Source organism: Rhodoflexus sp. (genome assembly GCF_053489755.1).
This window is the reverse complement of sequence record NZ_JBRCHD010000008.1, coordinates 18,558-39,473: the sequence shown is the minus strand read 5'-3', so window position 1 is coordinate 39,473 and position 20,916 is coordinate 18,558. Positions and strand designations below refer to the sequence as shown.

The 20,916-nt window shown below is 46.2% G+C and carries 20 protein-coding genes; 6 read left to right on the top strand and 14 right to left on the bottom strand.

Annotated elements, in window-relative coordinates; genetic code table 11:
- Positions 1 to 8: 8 nt before the first annotated feature.
- Genes ACWIP2_RS01095 through ACWIP2_RS01085 form a run of 3 tightly spaced genes read right to left on the bottom strand, consistent with a single transcriptional unit; the run spans position 9 to position 3,811 of the window.
- Positions 9 to 1,142 carry a DNA-processing protein DprA gene (locus tag ACWIP2_RS01095; RefSeq protein WP_448518043.1) on the bottom strand — a complete coding sequence of 378 codons (1,134 nt, stop codon included), beginning with the start codon at positions 1,140 to 1,142 and terminating at the stop codon, positions 9 to 11.
- Positions 1,139 to 3,160 carry a RecQ family ATP-dependent DNA helicase gene (locus ACWIP2_RS01090; RefSeq protein ID WP_448518042.1) on the bottom strand — a complete coding sequence of 674 codons (2,022 nt, stop codon included), beginning with the start codon at positions 3,158 to 3,160 and terminating at the stop codon, positions 1,139 to 1,141. The genes ACWIP2_RS01095 and ACWIP2_RS01090 overlap by 4 nt, the downstream gene beginning before the upstream one ends.
- Positions 3,161 to 3,193: 33 nt before the next feature.
- Complete coding sequence (locus tag ACWIP2_RS01085) at positions 3,194 to 3,811, bottom strand: cysteine hydrolase family protein (RefSeq protein ID WP_448518041.1); 618 nt, start codon at positions 3,809 to 3,811, stop codon at positions 3,194 to 3,196.
- Between the two features lie 107 nt (positions 3,812 to 3,918).
- Here ACWIP2_RS01085 and lptB point away from each other — a divergent pair, with 107 nt between their 5' ends.
- From lptB to ACWIP2_RS01060, 5 genes are all read left to right on the top strand, one after another.
- Positions 3,919 to 4,656, top strand: a complete 738-nt coding sequence (gene lptB / locus ACWIP2_RS01080; protein WP_448518040.1) for an LPS export ABC transporter ATP-binding protein — start codon at positions 3,919 to 3,921, stop codon at positions 4,654 to 4,656.
- A gap of 106 nt (positions 4,657 to 4,762) precedes the next feature.
- The gene (locus ACWIP2_RS01075; RefSeq protein WP_448518039.1) at positions 4,763 to 6,298 is read left to right on the top strand and encodes a GH3 auxin-responsive promoter family protein; all 1,536 of its coding nucleotides are present in this window, start codon (positions 4,763 to 4,765) and stop codon (positions 6,296 to 6,298) included.
- A gap of 54 nt (positions 6,299 to 6,352) precedes the next feature.
- Entirely contained in the window at positions 6,353 to 6,616 is a 264-nt protein-coding gene (locus ACWIP2_RS01070) for a hypothetical protein (protein ID WP_448518038.1), read from the top strand.
- 60 nt (positions 6,617 to 6,676) lie between these two features.
- Positions 6,677 to 6,895: a TM2 domain-containing protein gene (locus ACWIP2_RS01065; protein ID WP_448518037.1), complete on the top strand. Its 219-nt coding sequence runs from the start codon at positions 6,677 to 6,679 to the stop codon at positions 6,893 to 6,895.
- A 243-nt stretch (positions 6,896 to 7,138) separates the two neighbouring features.
- Positions 7,139 to 8,347, top strand: a complete 1,209-nt coding sequence (locus ACWIP2_RS01060) for a hypothetical protein (RefSeq protein ID WP_448518036.1) — start codon at positions 7,139 to 7,141, stop codon at positions 8,345 to 8,347.
- A 394-nt stretch (positions 8,348 to 8,741) separates the two neighbouring features.
- On the opposite strand, the gene ACWIP2_RS01055 is transcribed toward ACWIP2_RS01060, so the two are convergent.
- From ACWIP2_RS01055 to ACWIP2_RS01010, 10 genes are all read right to left on the bottom strand, one after another.
- Positions 8,742 to 10,820, bottom strand: a complete 2,079-nt coding sequence (locus ACWIP2_RS01055) for a hydantoinase/oxoprolinase family protein (protein WP_448518035.1) — start codon at positions 10,818 to 10,820, stop codon at positions 8,742 to 8,744.
- A 16-nt stretch (positions 10,821 to 10,836) separates the two neighbouring features.
- Entirely contained in the window at positions 10,837 to 11,676 is an 840-nt protein-coding gene (locus ACWIP2_RS01050; RefSeq protein WP_448518034.1) for an SDR family NAD(P)-dependent oxidoreductase, read from the bottom strand.
- 97 nt (positions 11,677 to 11,773) lie between these two features.
- Entirely contained in the window at positions 11,774 to 12,085 is a 312-nt protein-coding gene (locus tag ACWIP2_RS01045) for a hypothetical protein (protein WP_448518033.1), read from the bottom strand.
- A 139-nt stretch (positions 12,086 to 12,224) separates the two neighbouring features.
- A complete protein-coding gene (locus ACWIP2_RS01040) occupies positions 12,225 to 12,986 on the bottom strand; it encodes an HpcH/HpaI aldolase family protein (protein WP_448518032.1) in 762 nt (253 codons plus the stop codon).
- A 130-nt stretch (positions 12,987 to 13,116) separates the two neighbouring features.
- Entirely contained in the window at positions 13,117 to 13,659 is a 543-nt protein-coding gene (locus ACWIP2_RS01035) for a 3-isopropylmalate dehydratase (RefSeq protein ID WP_448518031.1), read from the bottom strand.
- A 7-nt stretch (positions 13,660 to 13,666) separates the two neighbouring features.
- The gene (locus ACWIP2_RS01030; protein ID WP_448518030.1) at positions 13,667 to 14,980 is read right to left on the bottom strand and encodes a hypothetical protein; all 1,314 of its coding nucleotides are present in this window, start codon (positions 14,978 to 14,980) and stop codon (positions 13,667 to 13,669) included.
- Positions 14,981 to 15,152: 172 nt separating this feature from the next.
- The gene (locus tag ACWIP2_RS01025) at positions 15,153 to 16,418 is read right to left on the bottom strand and encodes an aconitase/3-isopropylmalate dehydratase large subunit family protein (protein WP_448518029.1); all 1,266 of its coding nucleotides are present in this window, start codon (positions 16,416 to 16,418) and stop codon (positions 15,153 to 15,155) included.
- A gap of 174 nt (positions 16,419 to 16,592) precedes the next feature.
- Positions 16,593 to 17,093, bottom strand: coding sequence for a DUF3598 family protein (locus ACWIP2_RS01020; protein ID WP_448518028.1), 501 nt, complete (start codon positions 17,091 to 17,093; stop codon positions 16,593 to 16,595).
- Between the two features lie 113 nt (positions 17,094 to 17,206).
- A complete protein-coding gene (locus tag ACWIP2_RS01015; RefSeq protein WP_448518027.1) occupies positions 17,207 to 17,962 on the bottom strand; it encodes a TrmH family RNA methyltransferase in 756 nt (251 codons plus the stop codon).
- Between the two features lie 308 nt (positions 17,963 to 18,270).
- Positions 18,271 to 18,834 carry a prohibitin family protein gene (locus ACWIP2_RS01010; protein WP_448518026.1) on the bottom strand — a complete coding sequence of 188 codons (564 nt, stop codon included), beginning with the start codon at positions 18,832 to 18,834 and terminating at the stop codon, positions 18,271 to 18,273.
- A gap of 161 nt (positions 18,835 to 18,995) precedes the next feature.
- On the opposite strand from ACWIP2_RS01010, the gene ACWIP2_RS01005 reads away from it, so the two are divergent.
- Entirely contained in the window at positions 18,996 to 19,598 is a 603-nt protein-coding gene (locus tag ACWIP2_RS01005) for a hypothetical protein (protein WP_448518025.1), read from the top strand.
- Positions 19,599 to 19,632: 34 nt separating this feature from the next.
- On the opposite strand, the gene ACWIP2_RS01000 is transcribed toward ACWIP2_RS01005, so the two are convergent.
- Positions 19,633 to 20,898, bottom strand: a complete 1,266-nt coding sequence (locus tag ACWIP2_RS01000) for a dihydroorotase (RefSeq protein ID WP_448518024.1) — start codon at positions 20,896 to 20,898, stop codon at positions 19,633 to 19,635.
- Positions 20,899 to 20,916 lie beyond the last annotated feature (18 nt).

Genomic DNA, 20,916 nt, shown 5'->3' with positions numbered 1-20,916 from the left:
CTGTAAAATTATTTAGTCGCAAATAGTGTTGGACTTTCTGATTTGATAAAATAGTGCGTCCTGTTAGATTTTTTTACAGATTGTATATTGGGTATTGTTTTCAACTTCTTGGTTAGTTCTTTGTCTGACAGATTAAGCGACAGTTTTTCGAGAATTTGCCTGATAGTCAGCGTATGTTTCTCAAGTAGTGCAATAATTGCTGTCAGGTCGTCTTCTGTGGACTCGCGCTGGGGTGTACCTATTGGGTCGCCGGAATGATTATATGCCAAAAGTTCACCTTCAAAACTGACAGCCTTAGCCCCCTTTTCTATAAGCAGCAAATTGGCGTTTTTTTCGCCCGGTTCAGGTTGGCGTACAAAAATTTCTCTGCCTTTTTTTAGTCCGTCAATTACGCCTGCCCAAGTGCCTCCGCTTTCAGAAGATTGCGCCACATAAATTTCGGAAGCCAGCGCATAAATAATCGGGTTTCGCGCCATTGCCAAACCTGCGCTCCAGACAGATTTGGGATGGAACGTACTGACAACCAACACGTCGCCGCCGGTAATCTCCTTATAGTACTTTTTGATACCTGAACCGAAAGTCATAATGCCTTGCGGAAGCACAATGATACTTTGCCCTTTATAGGCAATTGCGCTGTCCAATGCTTGCTTATCTACGCCTTTGGCAAAGCCACTAACAACTACTTTATATTGTTGTGATGCTTTTTTGGCAATATTATCTGTAAACTGCAAAGAAATTGCATCTGCCTCACGGCTGCCTACAATCGCAATGCTTTGTTCCTGCATAATTTGTTTATTTCCTTTGACATATAGCACCGTGGGCGCTTTGATTTTCAGATTATTTTTCAGGGTTTTGGAATATTCAGGCGAACTGATAGGCACGACTTCAAAACCTTGCGAGAGTAAATCTTCCGCCAAAAAGGCATTGTTGGGCAATTCAGCTTTGGCGTGTTTCAAGTCTGAAATATCTGCATCGGATAACTCAAATGTATCTTTCCACTCGTTTTCAGCATGGAAAAAATTTTCCAAACTCATTTGGTTATCGTGAACAATTTTCACAACCAGACGATTGATTTTTTCTACTCCCCATTTTGGCAAATGCGCTAAGCTAATCCAATAAGGTGTTTCTGTAGGCGGTATCATAAATCTCCTCCGACTGTTTTAGCAATCACTAAGGGCGCTATTTTTACAGCACCAAGTTTGGACAGGTACTTTCCTATTTCTTTGATAGTTGCGCCACTGTCGTAAATGTCATCAATGAGTAAAACGCTTTTGCCTGCAATTTCGTTTTCATCTGCTACAGTAAAGGCATTTTTAAGGTTTTCTGTTTTGAGCAAACCCGTCTGAAAGATTTTTTGCGATTGCGTTACTCTGTTTTTTTGCAAAGCATGAGAAAACTTAAATTGCAGGGATTGAGCGACTTTTTCGGCAAAATTTCCTACTAAATTACCGCTTTCCGTAGGGGGCACGTATAATACTAGATCAAATTTTTCCTTTCCAAAATGTCTGTAGAAGGCTTTGAGCGTTAGTCGCAGCAGCCAGTCGGGAAAGTCGCCACCATTTTCATACTTACTTCGGTGCAGCGCCTGCCCTACATTCGAGACTCCGTAGTAAGAAGCTGCTACACCATTGACAAGGTTTGTTTTGGCAATTTCTACTTCCAGTACAGGAAAATAGGTTTCTCTGAAACCTTTGATTGTATGCTGCCATTCCTTTGTAACTACTACCTGCACATTTCTGTTCCTGCAATTATCGCAAACGCCGCAGGGCTGCAAAATTATATCGCCCAAAAAGTTACATAAAAATTGCATCCGACAATATTTGATTGACAGATAGTTAAGCATTTCATCAAATTCTTTTAGTTTGGCGTTGCGCAATTCTTCAAAACTTTTTGTGTTCAATGCAGGCGCGCCAAACCTGTATTCATACTTTTTGCTTCTTCCATCTATTATCTCAATCACAATACCTTGAGCGACTAAATCTGCTAAAATCACGCTTACCTGCGTTTGCTTCAGGTTGGTGGCTTTAGCGATGCCCTGCAAACCTAATCTTTCAGATTTAACGGCTTCGATCACCCGCTCATACTTGGCTATTGCCGGCCTTCCGCCTTCTATGAACGATAGCGGCAAGATCTTATCTTCATTGGGATTATAGAACAAAATTACGTAAGAGGTTTTTCCGTCGCGCCCTGCCCTGCCTATTTCCTGATAATAGTGAATAGGTGAAACAGGAATTTGTGTATGTATGATAAATCGGATATCGGGCTTATCAATACCCATTCCCAGTGCATTGGTGCTGACGACACATTTGTACTCGTTGTTCATCAGTCCTTGTTCAATCGCCTTTTTGGTTTCGGTGTCTATGCCGGCGTTATAGTGTACAGCATTGATTTTCAGGTATTCCAGCCATTTGGCATAAATTTCTGTATTTACTCTTGTGCCTGTATAAATAATGCCTGTGCCCTGTATTTTTTCTAAATTTTGGGCAATCCAAACCATTTTTTCATCTTCAGACTGCACCGTTATGACAAACAAACTCAAATTATTCCTCAGCAAATTGCCACGAACCGAAGTAATGTTTTTCCCGATTTGTGTTTTAATATCCTCTTCTACGCGCTTGGTTGCGGTGGCGGTAGTAGCTAACACGGGAAATTCAAGCGGCAACAGGTTTACCAGATTGACTATTTTGCGATAGGAAGGAATAAAATCATGCCCCCAAGTAGAAATACAATGCGCCTCATCTACTACCACCATCGCTATCTTAAAATTCCTATCCCGAACTGTTTCCAGCCATTTTACGTTTTCCATTCGGGCAGGATGGATGTACAGAATTTTGAGTCTTCCGTTTAGCGCATCTTCAATTGTCTGATTATTTTCCTCCTCAGTATGTTGCGAGGAGATAAAATTGGCAGGAATATTTAGCTCTTGTAATTTTTGTACCTGATCGCGCATCAGCGCAATTAGCGGTGAAAAAATAATCGTTACACCGTCAGATTGCGTCGCAGGAAACTGATAACATAGGGACTTGCCAAAGCCGGTTTTTTCAACCAGCAGTACGCGCTGTCCTTGCAATATTTTTTCTATGACCGCCCATTGATTGTCATAGAATTGATCAAAGCCAAAAACAGATTTGAGCTTTTGCTCGGCTTGTTGTCTTGTCATTAGTCTGTAATCGCTACTATTGTTACAGGAGCCTTACTTGTAAGTATCCAACAAATCGGCCATAGCGTCGCAGATAATTAGCGGGGCTACGTGGCGCAGTGCGTTGAGTGTGTCTTTGTGTGCCTCTTCGGAAAATGAAGCGCAACCGTCGGACAGCAGCACCACCTCATAACCATGCGAAAGCCCGTCGCGGAGGGTGGCAGCAACTCCGCTGTTGGTTACAATCCCACCAATGAGCAGCGTGCGGATATTTTGCCTGCGCAGGATGAAATCCAGAAAGGTCTGGTAAAAGGCAGAAAATGAAATTTTATCTACTGTAAAGTCGGCAGGTGTAAGTTCTTCGATGAGCCTATGCCCAAAATCGCCGGGGCAAAAATCGCCTTTAGCGATGAAAGGACGTGCTTTTTTCAAGCCTTCAGAAATCATCGGCTCGCCGTCTTTGCCGGGCAAAAGTGTAAACTGCGTCGAAATGACCAACCCCCCCGCACGGCGCAGCGATTCGGCAACAGTTGTCAGCCGGCGAATCAGCCCCGTACTGTCGGGAATATGCAGCCCATTGCGCGGATAAGCTCCTTTTTTGAAGAAAAAATCGTTCTGCATATCAACCAGCACAAGGGCGGTTCGTTTGGGGTCGAAATCTTGCGGTGTCATTGGATCGCGGTTAAAATTCGTTAAGTACGTGTGATTGGCGCTCATTCAACTAAATTTGCGCCGTTACAAAACTAAGCAATTCACTGTAAACTCTGCCCGTCAAATCTATGTTGCTTCGCTCGGAAAACCTTTTTAAAAAATACAAATCTCGACTGGTTGTCAATAATGTCTCTGTCGAGGTGCGTCAAGGCGAAATTGTAGGTTTGCTGGGCCCCAATGGTGCAGGTAAAACAACGACCTTCTACATGATCGTAGGGCTGATCAAGCCTAATAGCGGTAAGATTTATTTAGATGAACAAGACATTACCGACCTGCCGATGTATCGCCGCGCAAGGCTTGGCGTAGGCTATCTGGCGCAGGAAGCTTCTGTTTTCCGCGATCTGACTGTAGAGGAGAATATCCTTGCCCCGCTGGAGATGACGAATTTGAGCAAAGCAGAGCAAAAACAGCGCGTAGAAGAGTTAATTGAAGAGTTCAGCCTTACCAAAGTACGCAAAAATCTGGGGAAAGTACTTTCCGGCGGAGAGCGCCGCCGCACCGAAATTGCCCGCGCACTTTCTGTACGCCCTAATTTTATTCTGCTCGATGAACCCTTTGCAGGTGTTGACCCGCTGGCGGTAGAGGAAATTCAATATATCGTCTATAAACTAAAATCCAAAAATATTGGCATTTTGATTACCGATCACAACGTAGACGAAACGCTATCTATTACCGACCGCGCTTACATTCTCTCGGAAGGCAAAATTCTGGTTTCCGACCGTCCTGAAAACTTAGTGGTAAATCCGGTGGTGCGCAAGGCTTATCTCGGCGAACGCTTTGAGTTCAAACGCAAGTTTTTTGAATAAGGAAATCGTTAGTTTTGTAGCTTGATAATAATCGCTTGCGTTAATATTGCAGGGCTGGTTATCAGTTTTTTTCGGTCTGTAGATCATTAAATCATCGTAGCGTTTTATGGAGTGGTTCAATACAGTTTTGACTTGGTTAATGCGCCGTCGTTTTCCACAAATTGAGCGGTTTATGAACCACCCCCACGATGTTCAGCAAGAGATTTTCCGTTCGCTGATAAGAACTGCCGCTCCTACAGAATGGGGGCGAAAGTACGGCTATGCTGACATTCGCAACCGCGAGCAGTTTGCAGCCCGTGTGCCTGTGTCTGCCTATGAAGATCTTTATCCGCAGATAGAGCGGGTATTGCGCGGTGAGAAAAACATCCTCTGGCCGGGCGAATTTACTTGGTTTTCCAAATCATCTGGCACGACCAACGCCCGCAGCAAATACATCCCTGTTTCGGAAGAACACCTTGAAGAATGCCACTACAAAGGCGGCAAAGATATGCTTTGCCTCTATGTGAGCAATTACCCCGACACGCGCGCTTTTTTAGGCAAAAATTTAGGCATCGGCGGGAGTTATCAGCCTAACCCATTTAATCCGAAGACCTACTGTGGTGATGTATCGGCACTGATAATGAAGAACTTACCGATCTGGGCGGAGTTTTTGCGCACACCAAGCATTGAGGTAGCCCTCATGGATAATTGGGAAGAAAAAGTTGAAAAAATTGCCCGCCTGACTATCGGCGAGAACGTTACGGGCATGTCTGGTGTACCCACCTGGACAGTGGTGCTGTTGCAGCGCATCCTCGATTTGACAGGCAAGCCGCACATTCGCGAAGTTTGGCCCAATCTGGAAATATTCTTTCACGGCGCAGTTTCTTTTACGCCTTATCGCGAATTGTTCCGTCAGTTGATTCCTTCGGATGATATGCACTACATGGAAACCTATAATGCGTCAGAGGGTTTCTTTGGCATTCAGGATCAGCGCGATAGCCAAGATTTGCTGCTCATGCTCGACTACGGAGTGTACTACGAGTTTATCCCGTTGGAGTTGGCACAAGAAGAGAACCCACCAACCGTAGGGCTGGCAGATGTACAGGTTGGTAAATCTTACGCCATGGTCATTTCTACCAATTCCGGGCTTTGGCGCTATAAAATCGGCGATGTTGTGCGGTTTACCTCGACCAATCCGTACCGCATACGCATTGCAGGGCGTACCAAACACTTTATCAATGCCTTCGGCGAGGAGCTGGTGGTAGAAAATGCCGACGTAGCGATTGCTTATGCCTGTCAAAAAACCGGCCTGATTGTTAATGATTACACCGCCGCGCCTGTTTATTTAGGCATAGACAATAAAGGCGGCCATGAGTGGGCAATTGAATTTGAAAATTTTGATGGCTCTCTACATCTGTTAAAGGAATTTACCAAGCTCTTAGATGAAAAACTACGCGAGGTTAATTCCGATTACGATGCCAAACGCCACAAAGACCTTGCATTAGTAGCGCCTCGCATCCACGCCCTTCCTAAGGGAACCTTCTACGAATGGATGTCCAGACGCGGCAAACTTGGCGGACAGCACAAAGTGCCGCGTTTAAGCAACACCCGCGAGTATCTGGACGACGTACTGGCAATGAAATCAGACGCTGTACGTATTTGACGCATACCTGAATTTTGCGTGGAAAATTCTTTGAGGTTTCGGAAAAATGCTAACTTGAGCGCCAAAAACAAAAGGCATCACGCCGAAATCCTCAAACATCAGGCGGCGGATGCTGAAAAGCCAATGAGTAAGCGCTTCCTCGCTAAACGTTATTTCAATTCTATGAATAGATTTTTCAAAGTGTTTGCACTTGCACTGGTAACATGTGGTGTATTGATGTCAGCCGCACCAGTTCCTAACAGAAATGCAGCAAATGAAAGTACCGTACAAGCCGATTTACAGGCTGTACGCAACCAATTAGTAAGTCAGGCACAATAGGGAGAGTTTTTCAAACCTGAAACCAAAGCACTGAAAAAGGTAGAAAAGCAATTGGATAAGATGGAAAAGCAGGCAGCAGGTAACAAAAAATGGATAACTGCTGTATTGCTGTGCTTCTTTCTTGGCGGCTTGGGCATTCACCGTTTTTATCTGGGCTATACCTGGCAGGGTGTAGTACAGTTGCTTACCCTCGGCGGTTTGGGTATCTGGGCACTGATTGATTTTATCCGAATTTTGGTACGCGACCTGAAGCCGAAAGATGGCGAATACGCAGACTAGTTGATAATTAAGAAAAAAAGGCTGTCCAAAAAGTAACACGGCCTTTAGTCTATGATTTATTAATCACTTGATAATCAAATAGCTACAGACTAAAGTCTGCGCTACATTCAGCCTTTTTAGACAGCCTCTTTTTCGCTAATGGATCTTTGTTACCAGCAAAGTAAAATACTTAAGTTTTACAAGCAGCGCGGCATTGTTTTTGAAATCCGTTAAAACAAACTGATTTACAAACAACATATCAATATGAAGAACATCAAGTTCATTCTCCTGATGCTGTGGGGATTTTTCAACTATGCAAACGCGCAATCCAATTGCCAGATTTCCAATGTTATCGCTACGCCCGTTGTGGGAAATATGTTAGAGTATGAGATAAGTTTTTCCTTGACTTTGGCCCAGCCGCTGAACAATAGCATGAGTATTATTGGTTCAAATCCGAATGGGGGGACTATCTCCAATTTGCCCGCCAATCTGCTGTCAATCAACCTGCCGGCAGGCACGCATACGGTTCAAACTAAGCTAACGGCAACAAGCGCAATTCCAGTTGGTACGCCAATTAATTTTACTTTTTCGGTAGGCAGAGTTTGCAACGCTACCGCTCCAATTACCTTTCCCGCGCCATATGCCGAGTGTTTCTTTTTAAGAGGTATTCAGATTTCTTGTCAGCCTAATTCCGGACTTAAACTAAGCTATGAACTTAGCAATTTGGGGCAAGCCGTCAACGGAACGTTGATAGTAAAGGCAAGCGATGGCACGTTGTCCAATCCCGGTGCGGGCGGCAGTCTTTCGGGAACATCGCAGATTACTTTTAACGTCGGCAATCCGATAAGCGGAAAATTTGAATTTGATTTTGGACTTACCCCTGCTTCTGCAACGGTCACTCCTTCGCTGACTTTTGAGCTGAAAAGTCCGACCGGAGCTACTGTTTGTGCCTCAAAAATTAGCTTGAGACCTTACCCGAGTTTGTGCGGAGATACCAACAGATGTAATAATTTCACGGTAACGACCGAACCGTCGCAAATAGTTCAAAATAGCAGCGTTTTGTATGGCAACTTTAAAATTGCCCCTGCGCAAGAAGCCAAAGTTACATCAGCCATTATTTCCATTGTAAACATAGAAAGAAGGTCTGAATGCCAAGGCACGAACCCCTCGCCTTGGGAATCTATTTTTGCAAACGGCGTTCCTATGCTGCTAACCTCCGGCAGCGGCTTGGGCATTACGAATATTGCGCCTGCAACCTACACCAGTAGCCCGGCGCCTAATTCGCTCGTTTTCACCTCAACAGGCGTTTCTGATGCAAGCAATGGCGGCGACCACATCCTGAATTTCAGAGGCCTCCCTGAAAAGAAAAATGCGGCTTGCCCTGAAAGATTGAGATTTACCCTGCGCTATTTGGTTCGCAATTCCAACGGCTGTTCAGCCGAATTCCACCGAATTGCTGAAATTGTCCGATAGATTTGTCAAAAAAATTAAACGAGTCCTTCCAAGTTTGAAGCCTACATTATCTGGCTCTTGCTTCTGGAGTGACTCGTACTTTTTAGAATACTACATAGGAGGTTCACCAATTACCTGTACAGCTCCTACGGAGCAGAAAAAGGGGCAGAGATGATTTCAATGCTACCAATATGCAATCTCTACGGAATAAAAATCTACGTGGTATATGATTTCTTTTGCCCCCGTCGTAGCGTCCAGCAAAACTGCGCAAACAAAATGTTCAAGGCTGTCCAAAAAGTAATACGGACTTTAGTCTGTGATTTGTTAATCACTTGATAATCAAATGGCTACAGACTAAAGCCTACGCTACATTCAGCCTTTTTAGACAGCCTCATTTTTTATTAATCCACACACATCAATCATGCAAATCAACCACAATATTGCGGTAGTTGTCCATGCGGATGGTGCTGTTGTCGCCAATGATGGTGGTTGATTCCATTTCTTCAATTACAGCGGGGCCTGCAAAACTATCGCCGGGGTTGAGCAAATAACGGGCGTACACGGGGCATTGCCGCGCAACGGGTTTGCTGCCTTCCATAAAATACAGCGTCCGCTCGCCTTTGAGCGCTTGGTTGTCTGTTACCTTGACCACTTGCCGCGGCTGAATTTGCGGTGCAGGTGCGCTGACCACTACGCGCCACGTTACGGTTTCCATTCCGATGTCGGCGATGCTTCTGCCGTAGCGAAGTTCATACTCGGCAGTAAATCGCTGTTGAATTTCAGCAATGCTCGCCGCACTCAACGTTCCGTTGGGGATACGCACCAAAATTTCGTGTCCTTGACCTGTATAGCGCATATCGGCGATGCGGGTAATCTGCGCCTCTGAACGGCTGATAGCCGATTTTTCCAGAAATGCAAGGCCTTCTGACTCCATTTCGGACAGCATCGCATTGAGTTTGTCCCAATCCATTTCGTCAATCGGGCAAACCAAACTGCGGATTTGCTCGCTGGCTACGGGCGACACCAAAAAGCCTAGCGCCGACACCACACCCGCGCCTACGGGAATAATCAACTGCGGGGCGTTGAGCAGCCGCGCCACCTGAAAGGCATGAACGGGACCTGCTCCGCCAAAAGCAAGCATAGAATAGCCACGCGGGTCGCGTCCTTTTTCCAGAATATGCACGCGGGCGGCGTTTGCCATGTTCTCATTCACGATGCGATGCACGCCCATTGCCGCCTCTTCTATGCTGATTCCCAAAGGTTTGGCAATATACGTATCAATGGCTTTTCGGGCGGCGGCAATATCTAAGCGCATCATTCCGCCCAGAAAATAATCGGGGTTGAGATAGCCCAGCACAAGGTCGCAGTCTGTAACAGTGGGCTTTTCGCCGCCGCGTCCGTAGCAAGCCGGGCCGGGTTCGGAAGCGGCGCTTTCCGGTCCAACTTTGAGCAACCCAAGACTATCTATGTAGGCAATGCTGCCTCCACCTGCTCCAATTTCAATCATGTCAATCACAGGGATGCGCACGGGCAAGCCGCTGCCTTTTTTGAAACGGCGCACGCGGGCAGCCTCAAACTGATTAGTAATTTCAGGTTCGTTGTGGTTGATGAGCGATGCCTTGGCAGTCGTTCCACCCATATCAAAAGCCAGTAAATCAGGCTTATCTATGAGTTTACCATAGAAAACACCTGCCATCGTACCACCGGCAGGGCCTGACTCCAGCAACTGAATCGGCGTATGCCGTGCCCCTTCAATCGTAGTCAGCCGTCCGCTGGAAATCATAATATGAATCACGCCGCCAAAGCCCAAGTCGCGCAGTCGCTTTTCTAAATGCCCAAGGTACTGGTCGGTAATCGGCTGCACGTAGGCATTCATTGCCGTTGCCGAACTGCGCTCATACTCGCGGATTTCGGGCATGACCTCGCAGGAAAGGCTTACGTAAACCTCTGGGTGATGCTTGCGGATATATTCGCCGACGGCTTTCTCATGGGTAGGATTGGCAAAGGAATGTAAGAAACAAACGCCGATAGATTTTACGCCGGCGGCTACCAACGCATCAACCACAGCGGCAATTTCTTCTTGGGAGATAGGGGTGATGACTTCGCCCTTGTAATTCACCCGTTCGGTGATGCCCTTGCGTAGGTTGCGCGGCACAAGTGGCTCAGGCACAGATAAATTGATGTCGTAGATGTCGTAGCGCAGTTCGCGCCCGATTTCCAGTACATCCTCAAAGCCCTTGGTGGTAATGAAGCCCGTCGGCGAACCGCGCCGCTCAATCACAGCATTGGTTACAAGCGTAGTGCCGTGTACAATGCTGCTGAGCCTGCTCGCTTCCACCCCCACGCGCGCCAGCAATTCGGTCGTACCTTTGATGATGCCGTTGGAGGGGTCGTCGTAGGTGGTCAGCGTTTTGCCGAAGTGCAATTCGCCCGTTACCTCATTAAGTAACACAAGGTCAGTAAAAGTACCGCCGATGTCTATGCCGAGTTTCATTGATTTTATTAGATTTTTAATGATATTCTTCACCACCGCTGACGTTCATTGCCTCACCTGTGATATAAGCTGCCATATCGGATGCTAAAAACAGACAGGCTTTGGCAATATCTTCTACAAATCCGGTGCGACCCAGCGGGTTGCGGTCGCGAATGCCTTGCAAGTAGGTTTCGTAGTCTAAGCCGAATTTTTCGCTAAAAAACTTGTTTTGCCAATGCCCCAAACCGGTAGTGATGTGATTAGGGCAAACGGCGTTGACGCGGATACCAAATTTGCCCAATTCAACGGCGTTGGAGCGCGTCAGCCCGACAAGTCCATGTTTGGAAGCCGTGTAAGCGGCCGCGTAAGGGAAACCGGACTTTGCCGCCTGACTGGCAATATTGATGATGTTGCCTCCCCTACCCTGAGCAATCATTCGGATGGCGGCTTGCTGGCTGCAAAGGAATGCACCTTTCAGGTTTACATCCAGCACGGCATCCCAACTGGACTCTTTAAATTCAGTAAAAGGCTCCATCAGATAGCCTACACCTGCATTGTTGATTAATACATCTATGCTGCCAAAATTTTCTACTGCTTTATCTATCAGATTCTTGCAATCGTCAGCAATGCGAACATCGCAAGGCACGGCAATAGCTTTGCCTCCGCGAGCAATACACTCTGCCATAATGTCATTCATTTCATCGGTTGCGCCGATGTGCTCTGCGCTAAACTCGCTGCCTTTGGGTTGCCCCAAATCAGAAATCACAATATTGCAGCCGATTTCGGCAAAAGCATAAGCGATTGCCTCACCAATACCTTTGCGCCTGCCGGAACCGGTAATAACTACCGTTTTACCTGCTAAGTCAATCATTTTCATGCAGTTGTATTTTTGAATTTTTTTACAAAAAAAATCGTCGTCAATTTGATAACTACTCGCGCGCTTCTTCCTGATTTTACCAACATAGCGGCAACCGCTAAATCTCTTCTGTAATAATAAATATCGGATTGTCTGCTAATTGCTGAAATTTGGCAGGAATTTCCGACATTTTAGGCTCTGCACTCATATCTGCTACCAGACTGTCTACCGAATCAAAGTGTATCACCTCAAAGTACTTGTAAGGTGGCGCAGCATCAGACCCAAAGAGTCCTGCTGCCTTGTACACCTTGAAATCAGCAACGGATTTCAAGCTTTTAACAGTTGGTATGTCCAATTCTTTAGCAAAAGCCTCATATTCGGCTTCCGATATACCGGGCTTGAGGTTGAAAAGTACAATTAATGTTTTCATTTTCGTATTTTTTTAGAGTGTTTTTTAACTGCAAAGGACGTTGAGACTATTTTTAACCGCAGAGGACACAGAAGTTTTCATGCAGGGCGCTGAGGTTTACTAACGCCGTTGTTTGTGTCCCTACAAACAACACAACTATTTATTTTCCCGCGCCTGCAAAAGCCTTAGCAGCTCCGCCGAGCATTGCTCCCGTGTAGTTCATAATAATTTTTGTACCTTTGGCAATCAGCGACTTAGCCTGATCTGCGTTACCTGCCGTTGTCCCAATAATGAGGTTATGCGACAGTACAATTTCAAAAATGCGGTCAATTGTTTGCTGCACTTCGGGGTGCGCGGGGCCGTCGTAGAAGCCCATGCTCATCGCCAAATCACGCGGGCCAATGATGAAACCGTCCACGCCGGGTATTTTGCACAAACTATTCAGATTTTCAACAGCTTTTATGTCTTCCACCTGCGGCAAGACAAGCGTTTGCTCGTTAGCAAAGCGCACATAGTCAGCCTGTGACATTGCACCCAAGCCGAAGTCCCACGAACGCACAGGGCCTAAACCGCGCTCGCCCAAAGGCGGATATTTCATGGCTTTGACAAGGGCTTCCACCTGCTCTACGGTATTCACGCCGGGCATCATTACGCCCATCACGCCTGCGTCTATATATTGCAAGATGAGTTTGGCATCGGTGCTGCGGATGCGCGCCAGCGGGGTAATGCCTGTAGCTTCACAGGCGCGGATAATGTCCAGCGTTTGCGCTACGGTGATAGCGCCGTGTTCGCAATCTATCATATAGTAGTCCAAACCCGCATGTGCACAGACTTCGGCTACCATCGGGTCTGCAAAGTTGGAGATAACCCCCAATGCAGCCTGCCCTTGTTGTATTTTGGTTTTTACAGCGTTTGGTTTCATGCTAAGATTTTGTATGGCGATTTAGTTATGTCTGATGCTGATATTCATTCCAATGCTGTTATTTGCATCGCTATGCTATCAAACCTGACGGGTTTGCAAACCCCGTCAGGTTTAACCGTATAAAAAATCATCAGCGCAGCAGATGCGCAGTTCCGTCGGCGATTTTTTGTTTGACAAATTCTACCAATCCGCCGGCTTCGGCTACTTCCAGCACGAAAGGGGCAAGGGGTGCAGTATCGCGCACCTCGCCTGTTCGCAGGTTTTTGACCGTGTTGGTGTCCATGTTAAACTCCAACTCGTCGCCTGTTTGACAACTTGCAACTAAGTCTTTTACAGTAATAAAAGGCAACCCGTAGTTGGTGGCATTGCGGAATTGCAGACGCGAAAAGGAATCTGCAAAAACAGCCTTAATACCTGCTCCCATCAGTCCTGTAACGACGTGTTCGATACTTTTGCCGCCTCCTGCAAAGTTGTGCCCTGCTACGATGAAGGTATAGCCCGCGTCTTTGAAACCATTTTCTTTGTCAAATTCGGGAGCAACACCGCTCATAATGAATTTGCTGTTCAGTGCTTTGTCTATTGGATCAGTCCAAAATTTCTGTACTACAATGTCATAGGACATTACATAGCCTGAAGCTACCCAACACTTACCGCGAATAATTTTTTCTGACATAGTTTTTTCATTTTACAATTTCAAAATTTCTTTCGGCGATGAGTAAATTACCGCCCCATAATTCCATTGCGTACTTACCTGCCGCAGCGCTGTTAGGTTCTATCAATTGGCGATAGGCCCACCAGTCGGTACCGCCTTTGTTGCTCAGCGCCTGATCTATGCTGCGGACAAGGTTTCCTTCGCTGTCTTTTACTTTCCATGTAAGTACAATCTTGCGCTGGTTGATCTTGGGCCAAAATACGTATCCATACACCGGCGAACTGCTTTTAAAAACAGAAGTCCGATCGGCGGGCTTATCATCTTTCATGCCTGTAGTCATCACTACGTCTGCATCGCCAATGTCAATATCGAAAGATCGCTGATTGACTAAATCACCATTAACCAATAGTTTGACTGTCCATTTACCTGTTTTAATTGAACGATAATCAATCATCATGGGGCTGTACACATTGTAAAGCGCAGCATTCGGCTTCATATCGAGGCTGTTGGAGTAAGCCGGTTTACCATCGGGATCGTAATACTCCCAAACTACTTTAAAGTTTTGCCCCGGGGTTATGTCGCGAAATACTACATGACAAATGGCCATCGTATCGGTAAGCGCCTTGAAACCGGAGAGACTTTGGACAGGCTTGTAGTTACTATCTACCTGTTTGGTAAAAGTAATTTGGGTTTTATAGATGCCTTTGGCAAATATGAACTTGCGCTCTGCTACGGGCTTATTGAAGATTTTTAAAACAGCTTTCCACTCTCCCAAAGGCATTGTTGGCGCAAAACTAAACAACTGGTAGGCTACCGAGCCATTCTGATTATTGGCGTAAATTATTTTATCTGCAATAACCGGAGCGCCGCCATCAGGCGGCAGCAGCTCCCACTCCACCGCCTCGCCATAGTTACCTTTGATGAGCGCATGTGCAAAAAATGCCCCCTGTGTGGTTGTGATAGTATCTACAGCATCCAGCGGCATATAGCTCGTACCATCCAAAGAGGTAGCAATAGCGGTTTCTACCGTACCACTGAATGTACGCGGACGGAGCATCCAGACGCAAACCAGTACTACACCTGCCATAATCACGGCGAGATATATGATCTGCTTTCTTCGGGCAGCCTTCCTCGCGGCAAGCGCCTCTGCTGCCTCCCGATCCGCTACTATCTGATGGTAGGCCTCCTGCAGTTTGTCTTCCGGAATACCCATCTCAACGGCTATCTTTTTAAGCGCATCGTAGTCGTACTCATGCGTATCGGCATGAATATACTCCTTGTTGGCAAGATAATAAGCCCTTTCAATCAGTTTGTTAAGATCTTTATCAGCAATTTTTCGCATAGGTTGAGCCATAGCAATCAGCGTTTGAGGCTGTCCAAGAAGGATGTATGTAGCACGGACTTCGATCTATAGCTATTTGATTAACAAATCACAGATAAAGTCTGTGTTACTTTTTTGGACAGCCACACAAAAACAGGGCGCAGTTTTACTGTAATTCATCAGATCATCATTACTATAGCATACGCGGGTCGGTAATAGTACCGTTAAGCGCCGAAGCTGCCACTACTGCCGGCGAAGTCAGGTAAATTTGTGCGTTTTTGCTACCCATTCGCCCTTTCATGTTGCGATTGCCTGCGCTAAGTATAATATCGCCGTCGCCCGCTACTCCTGTGTGAATGCCCGCGCAGGAGGCACAACTTGGCGTATCAACTGCTACGCCTGCTTCTACAAGATCGGTGATATAGCCTGCCCGCAGCGCGTCCAAATAAACCTGTTGACTGGCTGGCACGAGGATAAAATTGACATCAGGATGCACCTGCTTACCTTTGAGGATTTGGGACAGCACCGCAATATCTTCCAAGCGCCCGTTTGTGCAAGTACCAACAAAGGCTTTGTTAAATTTCCTGCCAATTACCTTTTCTATGGGGACAACATCATCCAACTTGTCGGGTAAAGCAACTGTAGGCCCGATATTGGTTACATCTATCTCATAAACCGCATCATAATGTGCATCCTCATCGCTCTTAATCATTTCCCATGCGCCTTTTTGCACGGGACGCAGGTAATCAATCGTTTTTTGATCGGGTGCAACGATGCCGTTTTTTGCCCCTAAGTCCACAGTCATGTTGCACAGCGTCATGCGGCCTGCAATGTCCAGCGCCTCAATTGCAGGGCCTGCGTACTCCAGCGCTTTGTAGATCAAGTGCCCGTTCCAGTGCATCATCCCCATGATGTGCAAACTCAGATCTTTTGCCATTACATAGGGCTGCCACTTGCCTGTGATGTAAAACTTAACAGACTCGGGTACGCGGAACCAACTTTTACCTATTGCCATTGCTACAGCCGCATCAGTTACGGATACTGCATTGCCAACTGCCCCCATAGCACCATAAGTATTGGCATGGCTATCAGTCCCAATGCTGATTTTACCGGGTAGCACATGTCCATTTTCTATCATTACCTGATGGGCAATGCCTTGCCTGCCTAAATCGTAGAAATATTTGATATGATGCTCTTTTACGACTTGTCTCCACTCGTTGAGCATGGTTGCAAAAGCAGGAGTAGGCGGAGGCACCAGATGGTCAGAAACGCAGATAACACGCTCGCGGTCAAATACTTCTGTCTTTCCTAACTCGTGCAGGGTTTTGAATGTGGACTTTCCCAGATAATCCATCGTCATTACTGAGAATATATCTGTCCATACCAATTCCCCCGGCTTTACTCTGTCGCGGCCGCTGTTGTAGGCCATGATTTTTTCAGTAATTGTCATTCCTGCCATCGTGCAGTAGGGATTTAGTTTTTAGTTTTCATATTTACTTTGTTGCTGTGTCAAATAAGTAATAAAGCAAGCCTAAACACGTCACGCCCTTCAGAATATGCGCAGTTACTTATTGCTTATCAATTGCTTACGTACATACTGAAGGGCGAGATGATTGCTTACTATTTGCTCAAATTAGGCGCTAACAGTAGCTTCGCGTACCTCACTGGGAATGTTATACTGTCTAATCGCGTCATAGTCAGTTTGTTCCTGTGTAGAGACTTGACGCTCTTCTATCATCGTCAGCCCTTCGAATCGTCCGCTGTGACTCCATTGCCACACGCGCATCCGATGACCGGGGCCAATCATATTGATCATTTCGTAGAGTTTGCTGCCCGGATCGTCTTTATATACCCATTCAAGAAGAATAGAATCTTCACTTTCCCAAGAAGTGCCAAAGATACGATCGTTATCAAAAGTCATCACACCTGCCTCGTTGAAATAGCTCTGGTTAAAATTATGACGTTCGTAGCGCCCATTATCCCAGAAGTATTCATTGAGTTGCTCCCAGCAGTTGCCGTTGAGTCGCAGCGTCAGGCGGCTTTTGTGACGATCCAGAATTTTTCCATCGGGTGCCAAACGGGTATAAGTACCTTCCCATACCCCTGTGTGTAGCGGAAATAGTTTCAGGTTCATATCATTCAATGTTTAAATGAGACAACTATTTTGTGTTCACTTCAAATGTAATAAAATAGTTAATGAGATTAACTATTTTCCACCAAAAAATTTCGCTCGCCGCAGGCTCTATATTATAGGCTACGTCCGATCAGGTTATCGCAAAAAATAGCGGTTGCAATACCGGCGTTAAGCGATTCTGCCCCACCGATGCGCGGAATAGTCAGTGCGTGGCTGATCAGCGGTAGCAACGCTTCGGCAATGCCTTGCGACTCATTGCCGATCAAAATAGCTCCTTTTTCCTTTACCTCAAAGCGGTGGATGTCGCTGCCATTGAGCAGCGCTCCATATACAGGCTTTGTGTATTGCTGAAAAAAGTCCTCTAAATCAGTGTAATAGGGCTGCACTCGCAAAAATGATCCCATAGAAGCGGCAATGACCTTGGGGTTGTACCACTCGGCGGTAGTGCGCGAGCAAACAATATGGCTGATGCCGTACCAGTCGGCAATGCGGATAATTGTACCCAGATTGCCCGGATCGCGAATATCGGAGAGTGCCAGCAACCACTCGTTGCTAAGTGCAGGTAACGCACGCTGAGGGATTTGTACAACTGCCAGTGCGGCGTTGTTGCTTTGAATCGTGCCTGCCTGCTCAAGTTCATCGGGCGTAACCGACTCTAATAAAAAATCTTGCCCTTTCTGTGTGATAAAATCTGCGATAAATGCCTCTGTAGCAAATACCGCTTCGATCTGAAAGCCGCTTTTAGCTCCTTCGGCTATCAACTCGGCAACGCTCTTCGCACCTTCAACGAGGAATAGTTGTTCTTCCTGTCTGTATTTTTTTTGGTGTAGCGAGCGGCACAACTTTAACCATTTCTTAGAAATTGCCATCGTGCAAAAATGCCGGACTTGCACGAAATTTCCTCCCTTTGTTCGCACAAGGCTGTCCAAAAAGTAACACGGACTTTAGTCTGTGATCGTTGAAATACTTGATAATCAGACGGCTACAGACTGAAGTCTGTGCTACATTGAGCCTTTCTGGACAGCCTCAGAAAAATAAAGCAATGCACAAGATCAGCGGTTTCATATGTGATAAAGTTTAAGTTGGACGATTGATGTACTACAGATGTACGACAACAGTAAGAGGTTGCAATCCCTACGCAAAAACTTTGTGTTACTATGTTGTCGCTGCTCCGTAATTATTGCTTGTCGGGCTGCACTAGTAGTGGCACTTTGCCGTCTGTGATAATAATTTTGGTATTGGGCGAAGCGGACAGCGCCTTGAATGCCTCAACAGTTTTAAAATTGATTATCAGCGGATTAAGTCCTTCGCTAATGATTTTTTGTGCATCGCGTTCGCCTTCAGCTTCTATCTTTTTGCGCTGCGCCTCCAACTGTTCGCGCTCCAATACAAACCTCATGCGTTGTGCGTCCTGTTCTGCCTGCAACTTCTCCTCAATAGCTCTGGAAAGCCCCTGCGGCAGGCGAATACTTTTCATCAGCACCGCTTCAATGACAAATCCACGCTCGTTGAGTTCGTCCATCATGCGCTGTTTGATGGCTTTTTCTATCTGATCGCGCTCGCCGGAGTGCATGTCCTTGGCAAAGTAGCGCGAGGTTACATCAGCCGCCGCCGAACGAAATACAGGCAGAATCAGCGCATCGGCATAATCTATACCTACTTGTTGCAGGATTTCGGGGGCTTTGGCAGGCACGATGCGGTACAAAATAGAAATCTCTGAGGCAATCGTCAAGTCATGCAAAATGCCTGTACTGATATACTACGTAATAGGCATTCGGCAGGTTAATGATAGCATCATTTTAATTGATAATGATGAAAATTCTTACATTGTTCGTATGAGTATCGCTGTGCAGCATAACTTTACAGTGTATTTTTCAACACTTACTTAACTATATCAACCCAATGAAAATCAAATTAATAGCATGGGCGCTGCTCATGACCTTCGCCTCTATTGTTTCCTATGCACAAGAAGAACCTGCAACATTGTTTGGCGACAACTTGGGGAAGAAAATCGGCGTTATGGTAGCTCCGGGAGTCGGTTATACCCGCATGGACAAAGCCGATGTATTACTCTTCAATATCCGCGGCGGTCTGGTATTTGCCGATAAGTTTACGATTGGTGGCTATTATAGCGCCTCTGTCAATGAATTCGTACCCGCAAGCGAAACAACGCCCGGTATTTACATGGATTATCGCGTAGGCGGTTTGTTAATGGAATATACTGTTTTATCAAAGAAAATTTTTCATTTGACTTTCCCGCTGCAAATTGGCGGTGGTGAAGTAGAAATGGATAGCGAACAGGGTTCAGCAAACTTCGGCGAAGCTAATTTCTTCAAAATAGAACCGGGCGCACTTTTGGAAATTAACCTCCATAAATATATACGCCTAAATACAGGGATCTCCTATCGGCACATTGGCAGTGTTAGCTACCGCAACCTGACCGCACAGGATTTGAGCGGCATACAAGTACAGGCAAGCATTAAAATCGGAATGTTTCGCAATTAATTAGCGCAAACAACCCATTAAGCCTCGAAAATAACTATTGTAATTTCAACTTCCCGTCGCGTACCGTTCCATAAACCCGACCTGTAAAAGTATGCCCCATAAACGGTGAATTATCTGATAATGAACGATTAATACTTTTGGCAAACGTCCATTTTTCCGAAGGATTAAAAATGGTCAAATGCGCGGGAGCATCGGGCTGTATGACCACCGGCGGCAAGCCCAATATCCGGCGCGGATTTGTCGCCAGCAATTTTACTAAGCGCTCAGCTGTAAGTTTACCGAAAGTATTAGCAACTGCAAAACTTGTTTGTAAATTAATCATACCAAAGTCTGCCAAATCAAACTCCAACTCTTTGGCTTCGGTATCCAACGGCAAATGATTGGAAACGAGCGCGTCTATCGTCCCGTCTGCCAGCCCTTCCAAAAGTGCCGTGCGATCTGCAATGGTGCGCAGCGGAGGCATTACTTTCAGGTTTGTATCAAAACTGCTCAAGTCCTCATCCGTAAACGCCAGGTGATAGCTTGCCACATCGGCAGTAACAGCAAAACCCTCTGCCTTGGCGCGGCGAATTAACTCCACACCCACAGCTGAACTGATACAGGAAAAGTGCAATTTTCCACCTGTGTAAGAAAGCAGTTGCAAATGTTGCCTAATACCCATTTCTTCGGCAAGTGTGGGAATACCTTTCATGCCGAGCAGCGTACTCTGGATGCCTTCGTGCATCTGCCCGTACTCCGCAAGGCTTTTTTCATTAGGCACGTTGATAAAAAGCCCGTCAAACTGTTTCAGGTAGAGTAAAATCTTGACTATCAGACTTGTTTTGTAGGTTATATTTGTTCCGTCGGAAAAAGCAACCGCTCCGGCGTGATGCAAATCCAGCAGTTCGCTCATCTCTTCGCCTTTGGCATCGGCAGAAGCCGCAGCAATGGCATGGAAAGCTACAGGCAATTCATTGCGAAAATTTTTAACAGCCGCTACCGCATCAGCAGTTTGCATCACGGGCAAAGTATTAGGCAGCAATGCCACGTCGGTAAAGCCGCCTGCTGCCGCTACTGCTGAAATGCTTTGCAGTGTTTCGCGGTGTTCGTAGCCGGGCTGTCCGCTCAGGCTACGCATATCTACCCAACCCGGGGAAAGCATCAGCCCGTCGGCATCGATACTTTCAACATCGCTTGCCTCCGCTGCTGTGCTACCGATAGCGGCAATGCGCCCTTCGACAATCAGAAGGTTGGTTTTTTGGCGATGAAGAGCCGAGTTCTCATCAATTATTGTAATATTGTTGAGCAAAAAATTTTTCATAGAAAAGCAAGCGACAAG